Consider the following 19,702-nt stretch of genomic DNA (forward strand, 5'->3'; position numbering starts at 1 on the left):
GCCGCCGCTCGGGATTACCTATCTGCATCAGTAGTGTGGGCACGCATTGCCCTCAGTCCGGGCGCTGGCGCATCCTCATTGGGAACTACCGCGGCTTGGCGGTAGTTCGGGGTCTTCAATGGTCACAAGATCGGAAATGCCATGGAAACCCGGAAAGCGGGTCGGAGCAGCGACCGTCCGAAACCAAAGTTTGGAGGCGGCAGCATGATACTGATCGGATGCTGCGTAGCGGCGGCGATAGTAGGTATATTCATTGGCGTCATCGTCATTTATGGCGGGCTCCAAGCTGCTCTTTAGCGCTGGTGTTTGAGGTGCCGAGGTATTCGCCGTGCCGCTCATCGGCATGCCTCCATGATCGCCTCGGTAGCCGCAGCAGCCTTCTTCGGATTACACCGGCCCATCTGGAGCCGCCGGGTCTGGTGGCACCAATCGCACATCGGTTCCGTCGCGCCGGGATTGTCTCCGGCGACACAGGCCTTGATGTATCTGGCCTTCCGCGTTTCGTAGGCGCCGCAGACGCAGCGAACCACCCAATTCTGGCCATTGGACGAGACGACCTCAGCAGCGATGCCGATCACCGTCAGACGACCGATCTTGATGCCTTTGAGATCGATGAACGCCGGCTGGCCGAGCTCCTGCGCCGTCGGGGCGCGGGTCATAAGTGGATCGCTCGAATGAACCTTGCCGGCCAGCGTCGGCGCCCATTCGAAATGCTCCCCCTTCGCCGCTACCCGGCCGGCAACCTTGTCACCAGGAAGAAGCGGCGCAACGGAATCCATGTCTACGCGAGCGAGCCGGGTCATTCGATCCACCCTTCCCTGAGAGCTTTACCCACCAGTGCCGGGCGGCCATAGCAACCGGTCTTGATACCGGCTCGGTTGAGCGCCGCCCGCACTGCCGTGGGCGTCGTCCCCATGATCTCAGCCATCTCCTCGGCAGATTTGCCGAACGAGGCCCAGCGGATGCACTCCAGCTCGCGCGGGCTCACCGGGCATAGCGGTGAAGATTTGTTTCGCTTTCCGAACCGGAAGTCCGGTTTGTCGCTACTCGTTACCGCAATCATCTGAAGCTCCTTTCGGAACGCTCCAATTCGGAGCGGAGGTATTCTTCTCGGGTTTGAGGTTTCTGCAGGTGAGCAAGGCCGTTCGGCTTGGGAGGCGGCTTGTCGGGAGGCCGTGCTGGCTGATCCTTCCAGCGGTCGTCGGACAACCACTTGACCGGGGAGCACCACTGGCGATCGTCGGTTTTGGCGGCATAGGCACGGACGCCGACCATGATCTCGTCGAGGCTGGCGCGCTTGATGGCTTGGGAGAAGGCTCTTTCTGCCGAAGGCCTGCCCGTCTTGTTGGGGTATGCTTCCCAAAATTCCTCGAAAGGAAGATCGACTTCAGGCGCGCGCGCGTCTTCCGAAGGATCTGTATCTGTCTCTGTATCTGGTGTTGCGCTTGCGTTCGCTTGCGTTCGTTTGCGTTCGCGCCATTCCCTTGCGCGTTCGGCAGCGCCGTCTTCTCGCTTCGGCTGCCTTTTCTCCCAACTGGAGAACCTGCCATTGGCGATCATACCCTTGTCTTCCATGGCGGCGACAATGGCTTCAACGTTCTCGGGCTCGCAGCCGTAGAAATATGCAAGGCCTTCGGCGTCATAGCCTTCGATCGATCCGCGGTCGGCTGCCTGGGAGGCACGATCCATCAACGCCCAAGCCACCGCCACGGCGATCCCAGGAGCCACGCCGGCACGCTTCGCGATGCCAAGCCATTTCGGATCTGTCGGAGCGCCATGCCAGGAGCGGAACCAGTCGGTCATTTCCACACCTCGACGTCGATATTGTAGGCTGCCTTGATGATCTTCTGGACGCGCCGGAAGTCTCGAGTGATCACGCCTTTCACGTCGACCACTCGGAATCGGCTGTCCTGGTCGTGGTCTATGAAGGCAAAGTCGGCGCGATAGCTCCCGATGATCTTGCCGTTGACGATCAGGTTGAATTTGCGCTGGCGCTCGAAACCGGAGATCCGGCCAGTGCGCTCAAGGAGCCTCAGTTCGCCGTAGACTTCCGCCTCGCGCTTGCTGTCGAAGGTAATCCCGTCGACAACTGTCTTTCGGGCGCCGAACTTGTTCCCGCGCTTCGGCTTTGCCATCGCATCCTGGTACTGCTTGGCGGACATGCGTTCGGTCATGCCGGCCTCCCGTGTCTCGCCGAGAAGCCAAATCTCTCTTGAGCTGCAAGTCGTACGATTGCAGCAGATTCCCGATCGTCGAAAGACCCGAGAAAAATCCTCTTCCGATCAACAGTAATTTCAGCAACCCATCTGTTGATCTGCTTATGGTAATGGACGCCGCAAACGCCGCTTGTATTCGCGCGGCTTAGTGTCTGGTTTCTTGTATTGCCGGCAGTATCTACTTCGCGAAGGTTGATCGGCCGATTGTCCATCCGATCGCCATTTATGTGGTCGATCTGATCCGCCGGCCATTTTCCAGTATGAAGCAGCCAAACGATCCTGTGGGCTCGATACCTTCGGTTGAAAATGCTCCCGCGGAGATATCCTCTTCCGTTGGTATCGGTGAAAGCCTCCTGACCGGCGAACCGCCGATTCCAGAAGTTCGCGTTTCCTTGCGCGCCGCGCTTTCCGCCTTCGCTAAAAAGGTGCGGGCCACGAGGTTTCCAGAACAGCTTGCCAGTCTCGGTATCGAGATGAAGTAGCTCAAAAACGTCTTCGAAAGACAATTCAGACATTATCGCCTCGCTGCGCGGGTGCAGGCGCGGATGTCGCGCAAATCGGCACGGGGACGGCCATTCTCGACCTTGTCGGAGTACTTCCGGTCCATCCGCTCATTAATGAGCCGGTCAGACTCGTGCTCGGGGATGCCGAGGGCTTCGCTGATGGCGATCGTATCGGGCCCGTGGCGTTGATAGGCTTCGGAGAAGGTCATGCGATCCCCCTCCTCTCGCATTCCACTCCGGCATGCCCGTCAGCGATCTTGAAAGGGAAAACGAGAAAACACAGATCATACGATGGCGCTGCGCCGCAGCGCTTTCCTTGTTGATCACCAACGTTTTCAGTGAGGTAGAAATGACCCCGAAGATGTTCGACCGACCGGTTTATCTCAAAGAGAAGAAAGGCATCGTCCGTGAGATAACCACCCTCGATGATGCTATCGATTTTCTCGAGGATTGGCCCGAACGCGACAGAGACCTCATCCATGAGGTCACCCTCAAGACCTGCTTCATGGCCCACGACGGACATAAGCCGCTTAACGTGGCGCGGGACGCAATGCGGGCCTTCGGAAAGAAGAAGGGCATTCTCGTGAAGGCGCCGGCGGTCCAGCCCTGGATGATCGGCGGAACGACGGGCGGCGGACGAATTTCCGCTTGATCGTTCCCGGAACGAGGAGAGGCTGCAATTGCGGCCTCTCTGATGACGCCACGAGGTTTCGCAAAGGGTCATTATGCCACCTCGCGTCGATGTGACATATGCTCTAGTCTGCCTCCGACATTTGAAGGACAGACTTGATGCAGACGCCTTGGACGAAACCCGTCGTTGTTGCTGTCGGCGAGCCCCCGGTCGAGACGACGGTGGGCACGACACAGGACGCGTCCTGGGCTCTCATTGAGGATTGGCCGATCGAGGAAGGCCCGGCACTGACGCGCGCCCTGGCGATGTGCGCAGGCGTTTTGGAACGCAAGAACAAGCCTGACGAGGCTAGAAGCGCATTTGTAGAGGCTGCCCGAGAGGCTGGCGTGCTGGTAAGTGCGTAACACCATCAGGCTGCCACCTCTTCGCGTTCGAAGATGTCGAACATCGTCGGGGTGGCGATTTCCCGCTCCATCGCCTGCAGGTACTTGATGCCGTCGAGGAAATATCCGGGATTAAGTTCGGAGGCGCGGCCGCGGCGGCCAAGCTTGAGCGCCCGATACGGGACCGTGAACAACCCGCCGAACGGATCGAAGACGAGCTCGCCCTCATTCGAGAACCGCTTGATCAGGCGATCGACGATATCGAACTGCAGGGGGCAGATGTGGTTTTCCAGACCCTTCTTCGTCTGGTCGCCGTTGAGCGTCCGCATCCGGTTCACATCGTGCCAGGTGAAGGCATCGTGCGCGCCGGGCGCCAGGCTCATGAACGTCGAAGGCAGAGCTCCGCGCTTTTCCAGCGCTTCGCCGATCTGGATATGCGTCTCGTAGTCGTAGACGTTTTTCAACGTCCATTCGGTGAAAGCCTTGGCCAACATGTCGGGCCCGAGCGCTGCAAGCTCCTCCGGCGTCAGCAGCCGATCGCCGGATGACCGCCAGAACGCATGAGCGTCCACCTGCCACCGGGCACGGGTATAATCTTCCTTGTCCTTGATAACGCGCTCATCGGCATAGGCCTTCGAGGTGTCGGACGGCAGTTTGCGGAAGAGCAGAATGTATTCGGGCGAGCCGACGCCCATCTTCGTCCCGTCTTTGCAATTCTCTGTCCAGCCCAGGCGATAGGTCTGGTTGTTCTCGCGCACCACGTCGGTGTTGACGGTGATCATGCCCATGTAGGCGAAGCCGTGTGACATGGTGTGGAAGAGCGTTCGGGCGTGGAACGGATTGACCGTCGGCATTCCCATGCCGGTGACATTGCCGAACAGGATCCGGTCCTTGGTGTGGCAGGCGTAGACCCGGCCGGGCTTGAGGATGCGCAACAGCTCCGGCGTCAGGAAATCCATCTGCTGGAAGAAGTGATCGTCGTTGTCGGTATGGCCGAAGTCGTTGTAGCTCGGCGTGTATTCGTAGTGGTTCGAGAACGGGATAGAGGTTACGATCAGGTCGACGGAGTTGTCAGCGATCAGCTTCGTCTCTTCGACGCAATCATTGTTGGCAACCTGCCAGCCGTCGCCCCTCGCCTCGATCCGTTCCACCCCGATCGTGCGGGACAGAACCTCCGCTGCGGAGAGCTTGTCCAAGCCATGCTGGCGGATGATCTCGCTCATATTCTCGACCATGCGATTGTGAGCCTCCCATTTCGCCTGCAGCGCGCGGAGGACTTCCCGCTCGCTCTCGGCGTAGATGATGTGAATTTCGACCTCATAGACCTGCAGGAATCGGTAGATGCGGTGCAGCGCCTGGATGAAGTCATTGAACTTGAAGCCGATGCCCAGGAAGATTGCCTTGTGGCAGTGGCGCTGGAAGTTGCAGCCGGAGCCGGCAATCACCGGCTTGGCGGCGAGGTATTGGAACTTGCCATTGCTGAAATCGATGATGGCGTCCTCGCGGGCGTCGAGGTCCTGGCTGCCGTAGATCGACACGGCCGTCGGAACGGCCTTTTCGATCGCGCGGCGCTCGTCCTCGAGGTCATGCCAAATGATGAAATGATCCTCTGGCGCTTCGGCCAGGATCTCGGTCATCTTGGCAATTCGGGCATCAAGCGTGTCGCGCTTCTCGCGAGATGCGGAGACGACGCCGACGGCCGTGTCCCTGAACAAGGCAGACTGGCCGTCGCGATCGACACCGCCGTCGGCGATGTTCGACTGAACCTCGTGATAGATGACCGTGAACGGCGGGAGGTCGTAGCCTTCAGCCGAATACCCGAGGTCGGCCGGCGACTGCAGGAAGATCGCCCAGGAGTTCAGCCACAGCCAGAATTCCTTTTCCTTATGAGGATAGAGCGTCAGGTTGTTCGCCTGGGTGCTGTCACGCTGGAAAAAGCGGGTGAGCGCCTGTCCGGTGTCCATGATGCCCAGGAAGCCTGCATAGTGGATCAGCTCCTTATACCGGTTCGGGCTGGGCGTGGCCGTCGCGACAAACCGGTACCTCACGCCGTCGAACAGCGAGAGGAACGTCTGATAGGTTTTTGAGCCGTAGGACCGAAGAACCGAGGCCTCGTCCAGGGTGACGGCGAGGAACTGGTTCGGGTCGATCTTTCCGTCCCTGACCGTCTCGTAATTCGTCATATAGAGGCCGGTTTCACCAGCTTCTTCGATGCGGCGGATGAACTTGATATCGACGCCGAGCATCTGGCCGTCACGGCGGAACTCCTGACGGACGCCGAGGGGAAGAACGATCAGCCCACGGCCACCGGCAACCTTTGTCACCAGCCGGAGAATTTCAATCTGGATGACCGATTTGCCGAGACCGAACGCCGCGAAGATCGCGCGCTTTCCGCCTCGCACCGCCCAAACGACGATATCGCGCTGGTGGAGCTTTAAGATCGGGTTTACGTCTTGCGGATCAACGTGCAGGCCTGAGACCGGAGCGAGCTTAATCTTGTTCTTGAGGAAGTCGACGTAATTCATTCGACCGCCTCCTTAACGTTGCAGAAAGAGCCGCACCCCATAAGAGTAGGCGTGATTTCAGCGAGGACGGCATGCCCTTTAACATCGGCCAGATTTACAATCGCGTCGCGGATATCCACGGCGTCTACAACGGGCAACAGCGCAGCGGCATCATCACTCCCGCCAACACCCCCATCATTTTCATCATAAGCGGCGAGGAAGGACGCCAGCACGGTTATGCCGATCGCTGGAGAGGCGATGGTGTCTTCGAGTACTTTGGCCAAGGTCAGGTCGGGCCGATGGAAATGAAGTCTGGCAACCGAGCTATTGTGGATTCTTGGAAAAACGGTGAAGCTATCCACCTGTTCACGTCGGTGCCCGGCGGGCTTCGCTATGATGGTGAAATGGTCTACGAGCGTCACCATTACGAACGCGCGCCAGATCGCAATGACGAGATGCGAGATGCAATCGTTTTCGAATTGCGCCGCGTAGGAGACGTCGTCGTCAACATCGAACACGTCGAACCGATTTTGCCGAATGCGGAAGTCGATATTGAAGAGCTTCGCCGCCGAGCATTCGAGGCTGCAGAGCCAACTCCCGAACGCGTCCCTGTAGAGCGCAGTGTCTTCGCTCGGAGCTGCGACGTTCGAGACTACGTCTTGGCTCGCGCCGGTGGGCAGTGCGAGCATTGCCGGCGTCCAGGACCTTTTGAACGCGCCAACGGCAGCCTCTACATCGAATGCCACCACGTGCATCGTCTGTCCGACGGCGGCCCCGACAGCCCTTGCAACGTGATCGGAGTATGCCCCGACTGCCACCGGCACGCTCACTTTGGGGTCGACCGGCTTGACTTCAACCAGCGCTTGATTGAGCGGTTGCGAGAAGTCGAGCCGCGCCGCAGAAGACCGCGCCCTAGGCAACGCGCAGCTTAGATAATCGAAAGGTCTCGGGCGTCTCATCGGAGGCTCACATCAATAGCGGCTGAACGGATCCGTCGGCGAAGACGGCATCCATTGGGGTGTCCGCGGTAGGTTCATCGCCGGCCCAGCCGTTCGGCCAGGTACCGAGAGCGATCAATTCGCGGATGCGGGCTTCCTCTCCCGCATCGATGAGATCGACTTCTGGACGGCCAATCTGGCGAGCGGACAGGTTAATTTCGGCTTGGATCGACAAGACACGATCGAGCGCCATCCGCCTGGCTTCGAAGGTGAGCGGCCCCATGCGCTGCTTATTCTTCGCCGTGGCAATATCGCCGTTGGCATCGATGCCGGTTTTCTTGAGCCGATTGCGCGGCTCGCGCAGTTCGCGGTAAAGCGGTTTCAGGCCGAGCAGAGGGGCGATGTAAGACCAGTACGGAACGCGGATAACAGTCTCGAGCCCCAAGTCGCGAGCAGCGAGCGGGCAACCGTTGCATCCGGTTCGAGCGTTGACCTCTTGCGCCTCGTCGCCACCATAGGCATCCACGAGGGCCGAGGTATCCCAGGCGCCGTACTCTTCCATCCGTGCGTATATCTTGAGCCAGTCGAAGACATTGCAGACGCGCCAGTGAAGGATCGGGGCGAGCGTTGCGATCCGACCACGGATACCCTTGGCCTCAGGAACGACCTGCTGATACCAGCCCTGCCCGCACTCAGCGCCGTCCTTGCCGCAGGACATGGCAATGCGACCATCGCGTACAGCGCTCTCGCCCTGCCGAACTCCGGTAATCATGAGGATAGAACCGTCGAGCTCGTTGATCCGACGCTCCAACGCCGCCGTCATCGGGTCGACCTTGATCTGCCGGGTACACCAACGAAAGGTGTTGTTGTTCGGAGGCGGGACACCACGACCGAGCATGTAAACGAGGAAGCGCTGATCCATCGGGGCGCACACGGTCTCGCAATGAATCCCGCGAGCCCGGAGGCGATCGAGCAGACGAGCAGCGGCGATCGCAAGCGGCGGGAGCTCCATACGGGTATCGGCATAAAGGACGGTGATCGTCTTTGGTGGATCAAGCCGGCCGGCATCCATCAGGTGCATTATGACGGTCAGTGTCGCGGTGCTGTCTTTGCCACCAGAGAAGGCAAACACCCAATGGTCGTGAGCGGGACCATAGGCCTGCATCGACTGGAGCGTCATCTCGACTGCCTCGTCATAGACCAGGCGCTTAACGCCTTCGAATAGGGTCGGCTGATGGATGCTCATCGTTGGTCATCCCCTTTCAATTCCGGGCAAATCCAGTCCGCCCTATCGGCCCATTTCTTGGCCCGGGCGCGCCACCGCTTGGCGATGCGCAGCCGCCTCAAAGGAGGCAATCTTTTGATCCAGCGAAGCCAGACGGGCGCGGAGTTCTCGTGCTTCAATTTTGCTCTCCTCGATCAGAGCCGCCCGTAAGGCGTCCATTTCATCGCTATCGATCCGGCGCGCCGTGCCTTCCCAGATCGAGCGGGCGCGACGGGCGGTAAATTTCTTGGTGACGCGCGGTGAAATGAACCGCACTGCTTCATAGAAAATGTTGTCGAGTTTGACGTACCGCTGGAGCGGCCACGCATCCCTCATCAAGTTTTTAGCCGTCAAAGTCGGACTCATTACCTTCTTCCTGTCAGCTACTTCCTTGGGGCGAGAACCCAAATCCTTGTCGTTGAAACCCAACACCTTGTCGGCCTCCTGCGCTAAACCTGATCTCGTTCCACGGAGACTTCAGATGTGCAGGACCGATATTGATGGAGAGGGAAGCACTGACGCCAATCAGGGCATTTCCCTCTCCGGCTCAGGACGCCGCCTGGATGCCGTAATTCCCTTCCCTCGCAGGGCTAAATCCGCCGCTTGCCCTGCCGCCGAAGACACTCCGCCGGTGTCTTCGGCCCCGTTCGAACCCCTTGGCCCTCTCGTCCAAGCCGTCGTGATGCGGCTCAAAGACGATAGGGTGAGGATCAAAGTGATGGCTGCCGGTCCACGGGAGGAGGAGACGGACCGGCAGCCCTGACGGAGGTGTGATCAGTCCCCGCCCGCCAGTTTTGGAAACTCAGTCCCGATTTCGTCCTTTGCCTGCTCGCACCTGGCTCCAACGATGCAGAAGATCACCGCGCAGCCGATACAGATCAGGGCGAAAGCAATTCCAATGGTGACGAATGCCGCGGTCATGCGACCCTCCCCGTTTGGATTTCCACGTGCCGATGAATGATGTTGAGCCCGCCGTCGGACCGCTGTCGCAATGCTTTGCGCCGGCGGATTTCGGCTTCGGCTTCTTCCCGGTTCCGGCCAGAGACCGGGCCGAGTTCGGGATCGACGATGATGCAAGTGCCGTCGTGGGTGACCAGGATGCTCATGCCATCTCCCTTTCCCGCATCGCGACCTTGCACGAATGGCAGTGGTCGATCGTTCCCGAGCGACACATGTCGCGGTGCTGGCAATGAGGTCTGAGGTTGAAAGAGGCCGGAGCGGATTGTCTGACGAGCGCTCCGGCCGTTGCAGCGGAGGATTGTTCGCGGTCTACATGATCGCCTCCTGCGTTGGCGGCGGCGCTGCCCGACCTATGGGGAGTTACGCGCTCGGCGCTGGGGAGAACCGTCGCTACAGCCGCGACGGCGTCGTTTTCGGAAAAGGTGTCGGGGATGCCATGTGCATTCGCGGCGGCATCCCCTACCGGTGCAGCGGCCGCAGCCGACTGCTCCTTGCCTCCGGTTCGGCAATCGTCAGCAAAGCCGACCATCGAGGCGCGCTGACGCTCGCTCTCCTCAGAGGCCCTACTAGCCGGATCATCAGAAACAGCGGCGATCTCGTCCGCAGCCTCCTCCCCGACGTTCGCCACGGGATTGGTGCGGGTCCTCTCGGATACCGCCTCCGCCGCCTTGCGCGGGGATTGAAGAGCCTTTGCAGGACCGTTGCCAAACTTTGTGGCGACTGCATCCGCAAGGGCTTTGTTCTCTGCGCGAGCGTCTTCGGAGATCAGGCCAGCATCGGCCATCTCGTCGATGAGGACTTTGTGGTCGTCCATGTCTTCCGACATGCGCTGGCGACGGCGTTCCTCTCGGGATGCCGGTTTTACCTCGTCCGGTTCGAACATCTCGAACTGAGGGATCATGCCAAGTGCAGCGAGGTAGGAATCGAGGATCATCTCCTCTTCCGTGCGCTCCTGCTCATCCTTCTTCCGGAGCGCGATGACCTTTTTCATGATCTTCGTGTCGTAGCCCATGGCTTTGGCCTCGCCGTAGACATCCTTGATGTCGTCGGCGACGGTCTTCTTTTCCTCTTCGAGGCGCTCGATGCGCTCAATGAAGGCGCGGAGTTGGTCGCGGGCTACGCCTTGTGCGTTCGTCATGCTGCAGTCTCCAGCACCGGTGCAAAATCAGATGGACGGATGTCGAGACCGCGTTCGCGAGCAGCTTCAAGAATGGCCGGGATATGCCAGTGGGGCACGACACCGCCGGTCCCGCCTTTCTCTTTCGGCATGCGCCATCGCATGACGGTGTGCGGCTGGACGTTGGTCACCTCAGCGAGAGGCTTCAAGCCCTTGAACTTCTTGATGATCGTGTTTGCCGGTTCGCATCTCATACCAGCAATGTACGTTATTCATACAGTTTAGGCAATAGTGAATGTACGATTTTCCTAAATGCATGTTTTTCGGGCTTGTGCGAAAATTGTACAATGACTGACGCACCGACCGACATGTATCTGGATTGGATCCGGGAAGCCCTGAAACAGCCGGGCAAAACTCAGGTAGGCCTTGCCGCCCACCTCGGGATCGCGCATCCGCAGATCACCCAGCTTTTGAAAGGCAAGCGGAAGCTCAAGGTCAACGAAATACCGAAGATCGCCGCATATCTTGGCGTTGACCCGCCAGGTGGTGAGATCAAGCCTTCTTCATCGAAGTGGGTGCCGGCACGAAAGGCCGGGATCGTCGCCGCCGGCCTATTTCGTGAAGTCGACGAATTCGACCAGTCGGAGCCGGAAGAGATCACCGTTCCGCGCGATGAGAATTTCCCGAACGCCAGGCAGCTCATATTCGACGTGGAAGGTGACAGCATGAACGAGCTGAAGCCGCGCCCGATCCTGCCAGGCGATACGGTCGTCGCCACCGCCTACGAGGATATCGCCGGCCGTGTCGTGCTGAGAGATGGAATGGTGGTTGTCGTCCAGCGCACCCGCGACGGCGGCCACATGCGGGAATGGTCGGTCAAGCAGATCGAGATCTACGAAGACCGGACGGAGTTTCATCCTCGATCGAGCAATCCGAAGCACAAACCAATCATCGTGCATCGGCAGTTCGATACTGACGACGGCGTTTCAGTCGAGGTAATCGGCTTGGTCAGGATGGTGCTGAATACGTTGCCTGGATTTTGAAAGGCATTGAACGCTTATGTAGATGCTTTACCTAGTCCAGCCTGAAAAGCGGAACGATGCTGCCTTTAGTCAGTTTCCTGCAAGGCACGCGCATATACTGGATGAAAATTAACTTTTCAATCTCCATATTATGTGTGATAGCTGCCCATGGATGCGGATCCGTATCGATGGGTATGAACCCAAAGGTAGCGACATGTTAAAATCGGTCAGCAAACGGCAGATAGTCCGCGCCACGGCCAAACCGTCGCGAGACAAGTTTGGCTCCAAGTGCATCTACTCTAGCTGCTACACTCTTGAGCCGCCGCTAGTTGAGGATGCATGGGACACGCTTAGTGAGGATACGTTCGCGCTTGAGATAGCAGCGTACCCGAAGCTCTTCCATAGGGCGTTCATCGCTGAAATGAGGAAGCGCGCTAAGCATGCGTAAGCCGCGCGGCCCTTCAAGGCCAAAAACAACAGCGCGGCAGGATGACGTCAAAGAAGGCGATGTCCTGCCGCCTGCCCCAGAGGGCATCCCCCCGGCTCTATACGCCGAGATAATTGCTCAAATTAATCAATACACTGACAGACCGGATTTACTTATTGAGGTCATCGAAAAGCATGACCCCGGGTTCATCAAAGCGATGAACGATGAGGCGCGTGAGTTTTCGAAAAAGTCGCGCACATCGCGTTTCAACTTTGGGCGCGCTCAAGCCTACACGGCACTCGCCATCCAAGTCTTGGCAGCGATTGCTGTTCTCGCAGGCCTGGGATGGCTTGTATACAGCCAGAAGCTCACCTTCGGAAACGGGTTGGCGATCGGCATCATATATGCAATCACCCAGTCAGGGACCTCAGGCTTCACAAAGATCGTCAGCCAGATAGCGCAGTTGATAAAAGGTCGGAACTGACCAAACGAACCATTCCGACTTCTGCGTTTTTTTCTAGGCTGCGAAGCTTCGCTTTCCTTTTAGTTCGAATTCCGAGCAAGCAGCACCGATCTCCTGCAGCAGCCACCGCTTCGGCTCCTCGCACATCCGGCTTACCCCCTCCCCGTCGATGAAGTTCATCACCGGCAGGACGCGGAAATCGTCTTCGTCGCCGACTGGCGCGAAGGCGACCAGCTTGAAGCTGTACCCAGGAAACCGATTGCCGAGGTAATGCTCCATCCTCTCCCTTGAGTTGGTGATTTCATGCCGCCGGTCGAACGGTGGCACGATGATGAATTCCAGCACTTCCCTATCCATAACGCTTTCCTCCGCTGATCGCGAAAAGGCGGCCGATCACGCTTTCACAGTGGCCGCAAAAGAACGGCAGGTTGTCGAGGTAGCCCTCCTCCGCCAACGCACACGGATCGTCCGGTAACTCGGCACCAGGTGGCGGCTCCAAGAGCCTTGAACTTTCACGCAAGCAATTCTCGCAACGGATGTGCAGCCGCACAGGCGACTGTGATCTCGCTAACTCCAGCCCCATCTTTGTTCTCCTTTCGTTCTTACGAAAACAGAACAGCGGCGAAGAGTCGAGAGTGATTCGGCCTGAACGTTAAAGATTCTTCGTTCGTCATCGTATGTAAGTTTTTCATACATTCACGCTTGACTGCGATGTATGATTTGCGTACATTCTTCTCATCGGCCGCCCCGAACACCTCGCAAGAGAAGCTCCGACGGGACGGCGACAAGATGAGGACCGGCAATGCAGCACATCGAGCAAATGAACCGCACGACCGACGCGCTCCGTCTCGCCGTGCAGGATTTGTCGGAAGCAATCGAGCGCGCCCGCCGCAAGCACCGCAAGGGCGAGGTCATCACCGGCCGGAACTATCTGCGCCAGATCAGGGACGTTTACGACCTGCAGGTGAAGGCCGATGCCCTCGGCGCGACCGGTCCGCTCATCGAGCCTCTGATGCCGGACGTCTTCAACAGCCAGCTCGTCGGCCGCACCGCCGAAGAGCGCAAGGCACTGGAATGGAAGGGCGTGTTCGCCCGCTTCCCGTTCCCTATCCCCCACCATTTCAAGATCGCAGCGGAGTAAGCCGCCATGAACGAACGCATCCATTTCCCGCTGGCGAAGCTGGCCGCCTCCGAACTGCTTGAGGCTCTCGTCGCCGCTCAGTACGACACGAAGCACAGCAACATTCATCGCGAGACGGTCGAGCATCAGTTCACCGACCTCGCCCGCGAGCTGGGTTTCGCCGTCTATCCCCTCAAGCAGATGGAAGCGGCTCAGTGATGGCTGATACCTGCACATTCTCAACCTACGGATACTCTTGCGGGAAGCCCGTCGAGCATGGACGCTATCTCTGCGAAGAGCATGCGGCCGCCAAGTGCTCCAGTTGCGGCCAGCCAGCCACGCACGGGTGCGACTTCTGCGGTCAGTTCGTTTGCGGCGCTCCGCTCTGTGACGAATGCACCTTCGGTACGGACGCCTCCAAGCCGTCCGGGACGTGGGGCTTCATGAACCACATCCACGTCAGCAAGCCGGAATTCGCCGACAAGCACGAGAATGCCCGGCTCAAAACCGCCCTCGCCTCCCACACGTCTGCGCTGGCGGAAAGGGATGCGCGGATTGCCGAGCTTGAGGCGGCATTGAAGCCGTTCGCTTGGATCGCAAACCTTCTCGATAATTGCGGCTACGACGATGCGGAGTTCGTGGATGATGACGACGCCGCATTCCAGGCCGGCGACTTTCGCCGTGCCCGCGCCGCTCTCGTCAAGGAGCAGGCCGATGCGTAACTGCACCATCCTCGCCTTTGACGGCTGCTCCTGCACTCCCGGCGAATGCCGGTCCCGCGCCATCGATCTTGGCAGGTTCCAGAAACGAACCGAGCCGCCCTTCCCGCCCTGCTCCCGCATAGCCTTCGCCTTTGTGGCTTGGTTCGCGGTGTCGGCGGCGTTCCTCATCACCATCAACGAGCTGCGCGACATGGACCGGCGGCACGAAATCGCAGGGAGAGTTTAATGACCGCGGTGAATGCTGAACGCACAATGTTGATCCAGATCGAAGCGGCAAAGAACTTGCTATCCGGTCTCAGGGATCAAGGCATAGAGGATGATGCCGAGCTCGTCGCCGACACGATCGAGGGCGAAACCAACCTCATGGAAGCGATCGACGCGGCGCTGTCCGAGATCGATGAGTGCGAAATCCTGATCGCCGGCCTGGACGAGAAGATCAAAGCCTTTGACGCCCGAAAGAAGGCGCAGAAGGACCGCGCCGAACGTGTCCGCGCCCTAATCGAGCAGGCGTTGGTCATGACAGATCAGACGTCGCTCAAGCTACCGTCGGCAACAATCTCCCTCGCCAAGCGGGCTCCCGGCCTGGTCATCACCAATGAGGCCGACATTCCGACCCGTTTCTGGATCGAGCAGGAGCGCCCTGCTCCGAAGCTCGACAAGAAGGCGCTTGCCGAAGCTCTCAAGGCGAATGAGGAAATCCCCGGCGCCACGCTCGACAGCGGTTCTCTCTCCCTGACTGTCCGGAGGCGATAATGAACGCTATCACGAAATTCGATCTTTCCCCGCGCCAGCTTACCCTCGTCAAGCAGACGATTGCCAAGGACTGCAATGACGAGGAGTTCAACCTCTTCATGGAGGTTGCTAGGGCAAAGGGCCTCGATCCGTTCTTGAAGCAGATCATCCCTATGGTCTTCTCGAAGAACAATCCCGCCAAACGGAACATGACGATCATCATCAGTCGCGACGGCCAGCGTGTCATTGCGCAGCGCTGCGGCGACTACCGGCCGGCCAGCAAGCCACCGACCTACGAGATCGACAATGACGCCCGCTCACCCCTGAACCCTCATGGCGTCGTTTCCGCCACCACCTACCTGTGGAAGCAGGATCCGAAAAGCGGCGAATGGTACGAGGTCGCCGGTCAAGCCTTCTGGGACGAGTTCGCGCCGATCAAGGATGAATGGGCGACGAACGATCAAAACGGCAAGAGCTACAAGACCGGCAAGCAGACGCTGGATGACTCCGGCAATTGGTGCCGGATGCCGCGGCTCATGATTGCCAAATGCGCAGAGATGCAGGCACTGCGTGCCGGCTGGCCCGAGCAGTTCACCGGCCTTTACGATGAAGCCGAGATGGACCGGGCGAAGGTCCTCGATCTCACGGCGACGGAAATCGTCGAGCAAGAGCGTGAGGAAAATCGGCTCCGCGCGATCGGCGGAAAGGATGCGCTCACAGTCTGGTGGGGCGACGGGTTTGCCTTGGAGAACGTGCCGGACGGCCAGTTCTTCGATCGCGTCATCGAGCATATCGGCCAGATCGATGTATCGGCTGTTGCTAAATGGGAAGACGCGAACCGGGCAACCCTTCAAATCTATTGGGCTCGTCATCCCGGCGATGCGCTCGAGCTGAAAAAACGCATCGAGGCCGCCCGCCAGAAGCGTCAGGCAAAAGTTGACGATGCGCTCCGCAACCATCCGATGATGGCAGGTTAGCGATGACGCAGCCCCTCCCCTTCATCTGGACCGGCGAAGCCTTCCAGCCAGTCAATCGGCATTGGGCGCGGAAATGCGATGAGCGCTTTATCGTAGGCGAGACATATACGCTCGACGAGGTTTATGTTCGCTCCAGCGCAACCCACGCGCACTATTTCGCCACGCTGCACGACCTCTGGCAAAGCCTGCCAGAGCATCTTTCCGAGCAGTTCCCGACTGAAGAGCATCTTCGGAAATATGCCCTGATCCGGACCGGCTTCCACACGATGACGCAGCACGCCTGCAAATCGGCTGCGGAAGCTGGGCGGTTGGCGGCGGCGATCCGGCCCTACGACACGTATCAGCTTGTCACGGTCAAGGATTCCATCGTCACCGTCTACCACGCTATGAGCCAGGATTATCGGTCCATGGACAAGAAGAAGTTTCAGGACAGCAAGGAAAAGGTTCTCGACTGGTGCTCCGCTCTGATTGGAGCCGAGCCGGAAGAGCAAGGGAGGGCGGCATGACACCCCTTTCGCATCAACCCCGAGGAACAGACAGGTCGGCATGTGGTTCGCAAGCCGATCTGGAACACGTGCTTTTACTTGGGAGCCCTCTCATGAGCGAAAACGTCAAAGACACCGAGCGCGCTATGATCGCTGCGAAGGCAATCCTGGACGGTAGAAATCCAGTCGCACATCAGGCGGAGGTTCTCGTCACGGCCGAACATGCAATTGCGACGATCCTCCTAGTCTGCATGGAAGGAGATCCCCGCAAGGCCGCCGGAATGCTGAATGAGGGTTTGGTCCCCGGCATTGAGCAGAGGCTCGCGCTCTTTGCCGCGAATGGCGGTGGCCGATGACGACCGCCGACGACCACCTCCGCAAATATCCACACGCGAGAGCATCCACCCTCGCTTATCTCGCCCGCCGCAATGAGACGACCGAAAAGCTCCGACAAGAGATCGAGGCGCAGCAGCGGGTAAACGAGTTCCGCGACGAAATCGGGCATGTCTCGTGGTTCCGGCGGCTCTTTAGGAGGCGCAAATGACCGCCTTCGCCATCCGCCGCCCCGATACGGCCTTTGCCGACACCCGCCGCGCGAAGGAAGTGCAGGAGATCCGAGATCCGCGGCACCTCGCCTGGATCGCCTCCCTGCCCTCTGTAATCTCCGGCGCCTTCGGCTGCGAGGCCGCGCACGTCAACTTTCCCGACAAGCGGTTCGGAAAGCACATGCGCGGGAAAGGCACCAAGGCCGGCGACAACTGGACCCTTCCCCTGCTCCCGGACGAACATCGCACCGGCCCGAACGCCCAGCATAAGACCGGGCACGAGCAGGCATGGTGGGAAGCCCATGGCATCGACGCGAACACGCTAGCCGACCGGCTTTGGCGGGTGTCGGGCGATACGGAAGCGGCAATCAAGATCATTTTGGAGGCTCGCAAGCCATGACCGAACGCACGATCACGGATGAACAGGTCGAGACCGCTCTGCGGAAATGGTTCAAGGACGAAGTCACCTGGGACAAGGGCATGGCACCTTGGACGGCTGATCAGTTCCGCGTCGAAATGCGGGCGACGTTGGAAGCCGCCCTCACCCTTCCCTCTGCTGGTGAACCGTTTCAGGCACGGGTGCAGCCTTGGATGATGGCATGCTTTGGCGCAGAGATTTCGGGCGACAAGCTCGAGCGCGGCGACCGGCTGCTTGAGGAGGTTTTCGAACTCCTGCAGTCCGGCGATTACCCGCGCGAGCGCATTCGAGCGCTGGAAGAATATACCTATTCCAGACCCAAGGGTGAGCCTCGTCAAGAAGTCGGCGGCGTCATGGTCACACTCGCCGCCTATTGCCTCGCACATGATCTCGATATGCACGAGGCTGGTGAAGCCGAGTTGGCCCGCATCTGGACCAAAGTCGACAAGATCAGGGCGAAGCAAGCCGCAAAGCCGGTCGGTTCTGCATTGCCTGTAGCACTCCCCTCCCCATCAGCCTCAGAGGCGCAGGTGAATGATGTCCTCGGCTGGATTAAAAGGTGCACGGCGAGGATTTCAAACGCGATCGGCGGCGGGTCGGAACTCTTCCTCCGCCACGGTGAGGAATACCGGCTGGATATAGACTTCGTTTGCAAACGAATATCGGATATGCGGGAAAGGCAGCATGAATCCATGCACCGCGCTATACGGGCGGAACGTGCCTTGGCTGCTGTGGGCGATGCCGACAAGTTGGCCGACAAGATAGAGGATCTGATCGCTGAGTTTGGCGATGACCCTAAGGTCGCACTTCAATGCGTATCTGAATGGCTTGACCTTCGTTGTCACTCCCGTCACTCCGCCCTCTCCACCCCAGAGCAGGGGGAGACACCCCCATCACCCGAAACACATGTGCGGGTGACGGATGAAATGGTAGATCGCGCATGGCGAGCCTATCAGGACTTCGGTTGGAGCACCGAGGAAGGGATGCGCAGGGCTGTTGAAGCAGCCGTGGCCCACGCCACGTTGCCACATACTAATGATGGTCCGAGCTATTTGGACTTCATCACGCCAGACAACGTGTTCGATAGGGGCCCGGATGCAGTCCAGGCCTGGCAGGAAGCCAAGAGCGCCGAGATCTCGCGTCACCCACCCACAACAAAAACGTTGGGATGTGATGACGGAGTTATCGCAACGAAGGATAGCCTTAACGTTTGCCGAGCGTGGGCGGAACTAGCTTCCGAGAACGAACGTCTTCGTGAAATTCTACGGCCATTTGCTGATGTAATAGACGGCATCAGCGATGAATTTCCGAACTTTCAGCGGGTCGGTTCCATCAATGGAAATTTCGGAAAGCTGAGGCTGGGCATGTTCCGAAACGCGCGTGCTGCGCTCATTTCCGTGAAAACCCCACCATCCCGAACGAGGGCCACCCCTCCATCGCCGTCACCGTCCACCCCATCCCCGCGAAAGGATGAGATATGATCGACCTCCTCAAACTTGCCGATCGTGTGGCCGCTGGTGAGATCAAGGCTCTTAGCATCAAGCAGCCGTACCCGCATCATATCTTCCATGACGGGAAGGACGTAGAGAACCGCGACTGGCCGACGAAAGGCCGCGGCTGGTTCATCGTGCATGCGGGCGTCTCGAAATCCGAGATTGACAAGGACGATGAACGGGAGATGGCGATGCCGCGTGGCGGTGTCGTCGGCATGGCTCGCATCGTAGATTGCGTCCGCGAGATGGATAGCCAGTGGTTCTACGGCAAATTCGGATTTGTCCTGCGCGATGCCTTCCCGCTCCCGCTGATCCCATGCCGGGGGCAGCTCTCGTTCTTCAACCTTGAACCCGACGTAAACCAGCAGGTGGCCGCCGCCATCCGTCGCCTTGCAGAGCAGGAGGGGTAGATGCCTGTACGCTATGAAGCTCATGAACTTCTCATCTGCGACCGATGCGGGGCCATTCTCGCTCTTGGGAAATACAAGGCACTGTCGAGACCGGGACGAGAATCGAACAACTGCATGGCGGACCTGAGAACGGTTCCGGCAGACGAAGCAAACAAGATGCTGGCAGACTACCTTTCCGGCCGCGCCGCACTTCGCGAGGAGAAGGGCGAATGACGGCACCCGCTCTCCCGTATCGATACGCCTGGAATCGGCAGGGCCGCAAAGACCAGCTTTGCGAAGTCATTGTACGCGCCAAGGCAATGAACTCGTGCCTCGTACGCTTCGCTGACGGCTACACCATGGTCACGAGCAGAAACGCGATCCGAAAGGCCC

At 59.1% G+C, this 19,702-nt stretch carries 32 protein-coding genes and 1 pseudogene; 17 read left to right on the plus strand and 16 right to left on the minus strand.

The features are described from left to right. Positions 1–75: 75 nt before the first annotated feature. Genes QTA58_RS22740 through QTA58_RS22770 form a run of 7 tightly spaced genes read right to left on the minus strand, consistent with a single transcriptional unit; the run spans position 76 to position 2,928 of the window. Positions 76–339: a hypothetical protein gene (locus QTA58_RS22740; RefSeq protein ID WP_289670961.1), complete on the minus strand. Its 264-nt coding sequence runs from the start codon at positions 337–339 to the stop codon at positions 76–78. Further along, positions 336–803 carry a hypothetical protein gene (locus tag QTA58_RS22745; RefSeq protein ID WP_289670962.1) on the minus strand — a complete coding sequence of 156 codons (468 nt, stop codon included), beginning with the start codon at positions 801–803 and terminating at the stop codon, positions 336–338. Before QTA58_RS22745 ends, QTA58_RS22740 begins: the two co-directional genes overlap by 4 nt. Further along, on the minus strand, positions 800–1,063 hold the full coding sequence (locus tag QTA58_RS22750; protein WP_289670963.1) for a helix-turn-helix transcriptional regulator: 264 nt from the start codon (positions 1,061–1,063) through the stop codon (positions 800–802). The genes QTA58_RS22745 and QTA58_RS22750 overlap by 4 nt, the downstream gene beginning before the upstream one ends. Then, positions 1,060–1,803, minus strand: coding sequence for a hypothetical protein (locus QTA58_RS22755; RefSeq protein WP_289670965.1), 744 nt, complete (start codon positions 1,801–1,803; stop codon positions 1,060–1,062). The genes QTA58_RS22750 and QTA58_RS22755 overlap by 4 nt, the downstream gene beginning before the upstream one ends. Continuing rightward, positions 1,800–2,174: a DUF1064 domain-containing protein gene (locus QTA58_RS22760; RefSeq protein ID WP_289670966.1), complete on the minus strand. Its 375-nt coding sequence runs from the start codon at positions 2,172–2,174 to the stop codon at positions 1,800–1,802. The genes QTA58_RS22755 and QTA58_RS22760 overlap by 4 nt, the downstream gene beginning before the upstream one ends. Then, positions 2,171–2,731 carry an HNH endonuclease gene (locus QTA58_RS22765; protein WP_289670967.1) on the minus strand — a complete coding sequence of 187 codons (561 nt, stop codon included), beginning with the start codon at positions 2,729–2,731 and terminating at the stop codon, positions 2,171–2,173. Before QTA58_RS22765 ends, QTA58_RS22760 begins: the two co-directional genes overlap by 4 nt. Then, complete coding sequence (locus QTA58_RS22770; protein WP_289670968.1) at positions 2,731–2,928, minus strand: hypothetical protein; 198 nt, start codon at positions 2,926–2,928, stop codon at positions 2,731–2,733. The genes QTA58_RS22765 and QTA58_RS22770 overlap by 1 nt, the downstream gene beginning before the upstream one ends. 140 nt (positions 2,929–3,068) lie before the next feature. Between QTA58_RS22770 and QTA58_RS22775 the strand changes: the two genes are divergently transcribed. Then, positions 3,069–3,371 (plus strand): DUF982 domain-containing protein, encoded by a 303-nt coding sequence (locus QTA58_RS22775; RefSeq protein WP_341850283.1) that lies wholly within the window; start codon positions 3,069–3,071, stop codon positions 3,369–3,371. Between the two features lie 137 nt (positions 3,372–3,508). Continuing rightward, a complete protein-coding gene (locus tag QTA58_RS22780) occupies positions 3,509–3,754 on the plus strand; it encodes a DUF982 domain-containing protein (RefSeq protein ID WP_289670970.1) in 246 nt (81 codons plus the stop codon). Between the two features lie 5 nt (positions 3,755–3,759). Here the strand turns inward: QTA58_RS22780 and QTA58_RS22785 are convergent, their stop codons facing one another. The 8 genes and pseudogenes from QTA58_RS22785 to QTA58_RS22820 form a co-directional block, all read right to left on the minus strand. Next, a complete protein-coding gene (locus QTA58_RS22785; protein ID WP_289670971.1) occupies positions 3,760–6,258 on the minus strand; it encodes a DNA methyltransferase in 2,499 nt (832 codons plus the stop codon). Beyond that, entirely contained in the window at positions 6,255–7,196 is a 942-nt protein-coding gene (locus tag QTA58_RS22790; RefSeq protein WP_289670972.1) for a hypothetical protein, read from the minus strand. Before QTA58_RS22790 ends, QTA58_RS22785 begins: the two co-directional genes overlap by 4 nt. Before the next feature lie 7 nt (positions 7,197–7,203). Beyond that, on the minus strand, positions 7,204–8,421 hold the full coding sequence (locus QTA58_RS22795; protein ID WP_289670974.1) for a phosphoadenosine phosphosulfate reductase family protein: 1,218 nt from the start codon (positions 8,419–8,421) through the stop codon (positions 7,204–7,206). A gap of 42 nt (positions 8,422–8,463) precedes the next feature. Continuing rightward, positions 8,464–8,871, minus strand: a complete 408-nt coding sequence (locus QTA58_RS22800; RefSeq protein ID WP_341850273.1) for a hypothetical protein — start codon at positions 8,869–8,871, stop codon at positions 8,464–8,466. A 342-nt stretch (positions 8,872–9,213) separates the two neighbouring features. Next, on the minus strand, positions 9,214–9,360 hold the full coding sequence (locus QTA58_RS22805) for a hypothetical protein (protein WP_289670976.1): 147 nt from the start codon (positions 9,358–9,360) through the stop codon (positions 9,214–9,216). Beyond that, complete coding sequence (locus QTA58_RS22810; RefSeq protein ID WP_289670977.1) at positions 9,357–9,545, minus strand: hypothetical protein; 189 nt, start codon at positions 9,543–9,545, stop codon at positions 9,357–9,359. Before QTA58_RS22810 ends, QTA58_RS22805 begins: the two co-directional genes overlap by 4 nt. 749 nt (positions 9,546–10,294) lie before the next feature. After that, positions 10,295–10,537, minus strand: a pseudogene (locus QTA58_RS22815) (DUF2312 domain-containing protein); the annotation flags it as partial. Then, complete coding sequence (locus QTA58_RS22820; RefSeq protein ID WP_131818958.1) at positions 10,534–10,725, minus strand: hypothetical protein; 192 nt, start codon at positions 10,723–10,725, stop codon at positions 10,534–10,536. The pseudogene QTA58_RS22815 and the gene QTA58_RS22820, both read right to left, overlap by 4 nt. 138 nt (positions 10,726–10,863) lie before the next feature. On the opposite strand from QTA58_RS22820, the gene QTA58_RS22825 reads away from it, so the two are divergent. Both QTA58_RS22825 and QTA58_RS22830 read left to right on the plus strand, forming a co-directional pair. Next, a complete protein-coding gene (locus QTA58_RS22825) occupies positions 10,864–11,559 on the plus strand; it encodes a helix-turn-helix domain-containing protein (RefSeq protein ID WP_289670978.1) in 696 nt (231 codons plus the stop codon). A gap of 419 nt (positions 11,560–11,978) precedes the next feature. Further along, positions 11,979–12,449 carry a hypothetical protein gene (locus QTA58_RS22830; protein WP_289670979.1) on the plus strand — a complete coding sequence of 157 codons (471 nt, stop codon included), beginning with the start codon at positions 11,979–11,981 and terminating at the stop codon, positions 12,447–12,449. A 33-nt stretch (positions 12,450–12,482) separates the two neighbouring features. Here QTA58_RS22830 and QTA58_RS22835 read toward each other — a convergent pair whose 3' ends face one another. Next, entirely contained in the window at positions 12,483–12,785 is a 303-nt protein-coding gene (locus QTA58_RS22835; protein ID WP_289670980.1) for a hypothetical protein, read from the minus strand. A 463-nt stretch (positions 12,786–13,248) separates the two neighbouring features. Here QTA58_RS22835 and QTA58_RS22840 point away from each other — a divergent pair, with 463 nt between their 5' ends. From QTA58_RS22840 to QTA58_RS22900, 13 genes are all read left to right on the plus strand, one after another. Further along, positions 13,249–13,569: a hypothetical protein gene (locus tag QTA58_RS22840; RefSeq protein ID WP_289670981.1), complete on the plus strand. Its 321-nt coding sequence runs from the start codon at positions 13,249–13,251 to the stop codon at positions 13,567–13,569. Positions 13,570–13,575: 6 nt separating this feature from the next. Further along, positions 13,576–13,767 (plus strand): hypothetical protein, encoded by a 192-nt coding sequence (locus QTA58_RS22845; RefSeq protein ID WP_289670982.1) that lies wholly within the window; start codon positions 13,576–13,578, stop codon positions 13,765–13,767. Between the two features lie 224 nt (positions 13,768–13,991). Beyond that, positions 13,992–14,270 (plus strand): hypothetical protein, encoded by a 279-nt coding sequence (locus QTA58_RS22850; protein WP_289670983.1) that lies wholly within the window; start codon positions 13,992–13,994, stop codon positions 14,268–14,270. Then, positions 14,263–14,496 (plus strand): hypothetical protein, encoded by a 234-nt coding sequence (locus QTA58_RS22855; protein WP_289670984.1) that lies wholly within the window; start codon positions 14,263–14,265, stop codon positions 14,494–14,496. Before QTA58_RS22850 ends, QTA58_RS22855 begins: the two co-directional genes overlap by 8 nt. Next, positions 14,496–15,023: a siphovirus Gp157 family protein gene (locus tag QTA58_RS22860; protein WP_289670985.1), complete on the plus strand. Its 528-nt coding sequence runs from the start codon at positions 14,496–14,498 to the stop codon at positions 15,021–15,023. The genes QTA58_RS22855 and QTA58_RS22860 overlap by 1 nt, the downstream gene beginning before the upstream one ends. After that, a complete protein-coding gene (bet, locus tag QTA58_RS22865; protein WP_289670986.1) occupies positions 15,023–15,979 on the plus strand; it encodes a phage recombination protein Bet in 957 nt (318 codons plus the stop codon). Before QTA58_RS22860 ends, bet begins: the two co-directional genes overlap by 1 nt. Positions 15,980–15,981: 2 nt before the next feature. Then, the gene (locus tag QTA58_RS22870) at positions 15,982–16,485 is read left to right on the plus strand and encodes a hypothetical protein (RefSeq protein ID WP_289670987.1); all 504 of its coding nucleotides are present in this window, start codon (positions 15,982–15,984) and stop codon (positions 16,483–16,485) included. 92 nt (positions 16,486–16,577) lie between these two features. Further along, a complete protein-coding gene (locus QTA58_RS22875; RefSeq protein ID WP_289670988.1) occupies positions 16,578–16,820 on the plus strand; it encodes a hypothetical protein in 243 nt (80 codons plus the stop codon). Next, positions 16,817–17,008 (plus strand): hypothetical protein, encoded by a 192-nt coding sequence (locus tag QTA58_RS22880; RefSeq protein WP_289670989.1) that lies wholly within the window; start codon positions 16,817–16,819, stop codon positions 17,006–17,008. The genes QTA58_RS22875 and QTA58_RS22880 overlap by 4 nt, the downstream gene beginning before the upstream one ends. Next, complete coding sequence (locus QTA58_RS22885) at positions 17,005–17,409, plus strand: hypothetical protein (protein ID WP_289670990.1); 405 nt, start codon at positions 17,005–17,007, stop codon at positions 17,407–17,409. The genes QTA58_RS22880 and QTA58_RS22885 overlap by 4 nt, the downstream gene beginning before the upstream one ends. Further along, positions 17,406–18,908, plus strand: a complete 1,503-nt coding sequence (locus tag QTA58_RS22890) for a hypothetical protein (protein WP_289670991.1) — start codon at positions 17,406–17,408, stop codon at positions 18,906–18,908. The genes QTA58_RS22885 and QTA58_RS22890 overlap by 4 nt, the downstream gene beginning before the upstream one ends. Further along, positions 18,905–19,330: a hypothetical protein gene (locus QTA58_RS22895; protein ID WP_289670992.1), complete on the plus strand. Its 426-nt coding sequence runs from the start codon at positions 18,905–18,907 to the stop codon at positions 19,328–19,330. Before QTA58_RS22890 ends, QTA58_RS22895 begins: the two co-directional genes overlap by 4 nt. Further along, positions 19,331–19,543: a hypothetical protein gene (locus tag QTA58_RS22900; protein ID WP_289670993.1), complete on the plus strand. Its 213-nt coding sequence runs from the start codon at positions 19,331–19,333 to the stop codon at positions 19,541–19,543. The last annotated feature ends 159 nt before the right edge of the window (positions 19,544–19,702 follow it).

The organism is Neorhizobium sp. CSC1952, from assembly GCF_030378245.1.
In the GTDB taxonomy this organism is placed as follows: Bacteria; Pseudomonadota; Alphaproteobacteria; order Rhizobiales; family Rhizobiaceae; genus Neorhizobium; species Neorhizobium oryzae_A.

Coding starts and splice junctions, on each gene's coding strand:
- QTA58_RS22745 (WP_289670962.1), bottom strand. CDS start 803: ATGACCCGGCTCGCTCGCGTAGACATGGATTCCGTTGCGCCGCTTCTT.
- QTA58_RS22790 (WP_289670972.1), bottom strand. CDS start 7,196: ATGAGACGCCCGAGACCTTTCGATTATCTAAGCTGCGCGTTGCCTAGG.
- QTA58_RS22885 (WP_289670990.1), top strand. CDS start 17,005: ATGACCGCCTTCGCCATCCGCCGCCCCGATACGGCCTTTGCCGACACC.
- QTA58_RS22860 (WP_289670985.1), top strand. CDS start 14,496: ATGACCGCGGTGAATGCTGAACGCACAATGTTGATCCAGATCGAAGCG.
- QTA58_RS22850 (WP_289670983.1), top strand. CDS start 13,992: ATGAACCACATCCACGTCAGCAAGCCGGAATTCGCCGACAAGCACGAG.
- QTA58_RS22895 (WP_289670992.1), top strand. CDS start 18,905: ATGATCGACCTCCTCAAACTTGCCGATCGTGTGGCCGCTGGTGAGATC.
- QTA58_RS22835 (WP_289670980.1), bottom strand. CDS start 12,785: ATGGATAGGGAAGTGCTGGAATTCATCATCGTGCCACCGTTCGACCGG.
- QTA58_RS22810 (WP_289670977.1), bottom strand. CDS start 9,545: ATGAGCATCCTGGTCACCCACGACGGCACTTGCATCATCGTCGATCCC.
- QTA58_RS22830 (WP_289670979.1), top strand. CDS start 11,979: ATGCGTAAGCCGCGCGGCCCTTCAAGGCCAAAAACAACAGCGCGGCAG.
- QTA58_RS22875 (WP_289670988.1), top strand. CDS start 16,578: ATGAGCGAAAACGTCAAAGACACCGAGCGCGCTATGATCGCTGCGAAG.
- QTA58_RS22870 (WP_289670987.1), top strand. CDS start 15,982: ATGACGCAGCCCCTCCCCTTCATCTGGACCGGCGAAGCCTTCCAGCCA.
- QTA58_RS22825 (WP_289670978.1), top strand. CDS start 10,864: ATGACTGACGCACCGACCGACATGTATCTGGATTGGATCCGGGAAGCC.
- QTA58_RS22770 (WP_289670968.1), bottom strand. CDS start 2,928: ATGACCTTCTCCGAAGCCTATCAACGCCACGGGCCCGATACGATCGCC.
- QTA58_RS22750 (WP_289670963.1), bottom strand. CDS start 1,063: ATGATTGCGGTAACGAGTAGCGACAAACCGGACTTCCGGTTCGGAAAG.
- QTA58_RS22775 (WP_341850283.1), top strand. CDS start 3,069: ATGACCCCGAAGATGTTCGACCGACCGGTTTATCTCAAAGAGAAGAAA.
- QTA58_RS22785 (WP_289670971.1), bottom strand. CDS start 6,258: ATGAATTACGTCGACTTCCTCAAGAACAAGATTAAGCTCGCTCCGGTC.
- QTA58_RS22740 (WP_289670961.1), bottom strand. CDS start 339: ATGAGCGGCACGGCGAATACCTCGGCACCTCAAACACCAGCGCTAAAG.
- QTA58_RS22845 (WP_289670982.1), top strand. CDS start 13,576: ATGAACGAACGCATCCATTTCCCGCTGGCGAAGCTGGCCGCCTCCGAA.
- QTA58_RS22805 (WP_289670976.1), bottom strand. CDS start 9,360: ATGACCGCGGCATTCGTCACCATTGGAATTGCTTTCGCCCTGATCTGT.
- bet (WP_289670986.1), top strand. CDS start 15,023: ATGAACGCTATCACGAAATTCGATCTTTCCCCGCGCCAGCTTACCCTC.
- QTA58_RS22760 (WP_289670966.1), bottom strand. CDS start 2,174: ATGACCGAACGCATGTCCGCCAAGCAGTACCAGGATGCGATGGCAAAG.
- QTA58_RS22780 (WP_289670970.1), top strand. CDS start 3,509: ATGCAGACGCCTTGGACGAAACCCGTCGTTGTTGCTGTCGGCGAGCCC.
- QTA58_RS22795 (WP_289670974.1), bottom strand. CDS start 8,421: ATGAGCATCCATCAGCCGACCCTATTCGAAGGCGTTAAGCGCCTGGTC.
- QTA58_RS22855 (WP_289670984.1), top strand. CDS start 14,263: ATGCGTAACTGCACCATCCTCGCCTTTGACGGCTGCTCCTGCACTCCC.
- QTA58_RS22880 (WP_289670989.1), top strand. CDS start 16,817: ATGACGACCGCCGACGACCACCTCCGCAAATATCCACACGCGAGAGCA.
- QTA58_RS22900 (WP_289670993.1), top strand. CDS start 19,331: ATGCCTGTACGCTATGAAGCTCATGAACTTCTCATCTGCGACCGATGC.
- QTA58_RS22890 (WP_289670991.1), top strand. CDS start 17,406: ATGACCGAACGCACGATCACGGATGAACAGGTCGAGACCGCTCTGCGG.
- QTA58_RS22765 (WP_289670967.1), bottom strand. CDS start 2,731: ATGTCTGAATTGTCTTTCGAAGACGTTTTTGAGCTACTTCATCTCGAT.
- QTA58_RS22755 (WP_289670965.1), bottom strand. CDS start 1,803: ATGACCGACTGGTTCCGCTCCTGGCATGGCGCTCCGACAGATCCGAAA.
- QTA58_RS22840 (WP_289670981.1), top strand. CDS start 13,249: ATGAACCGCACGACCGACGCGCTCCGTCTCGCCGTGCAGGATTTGTCG.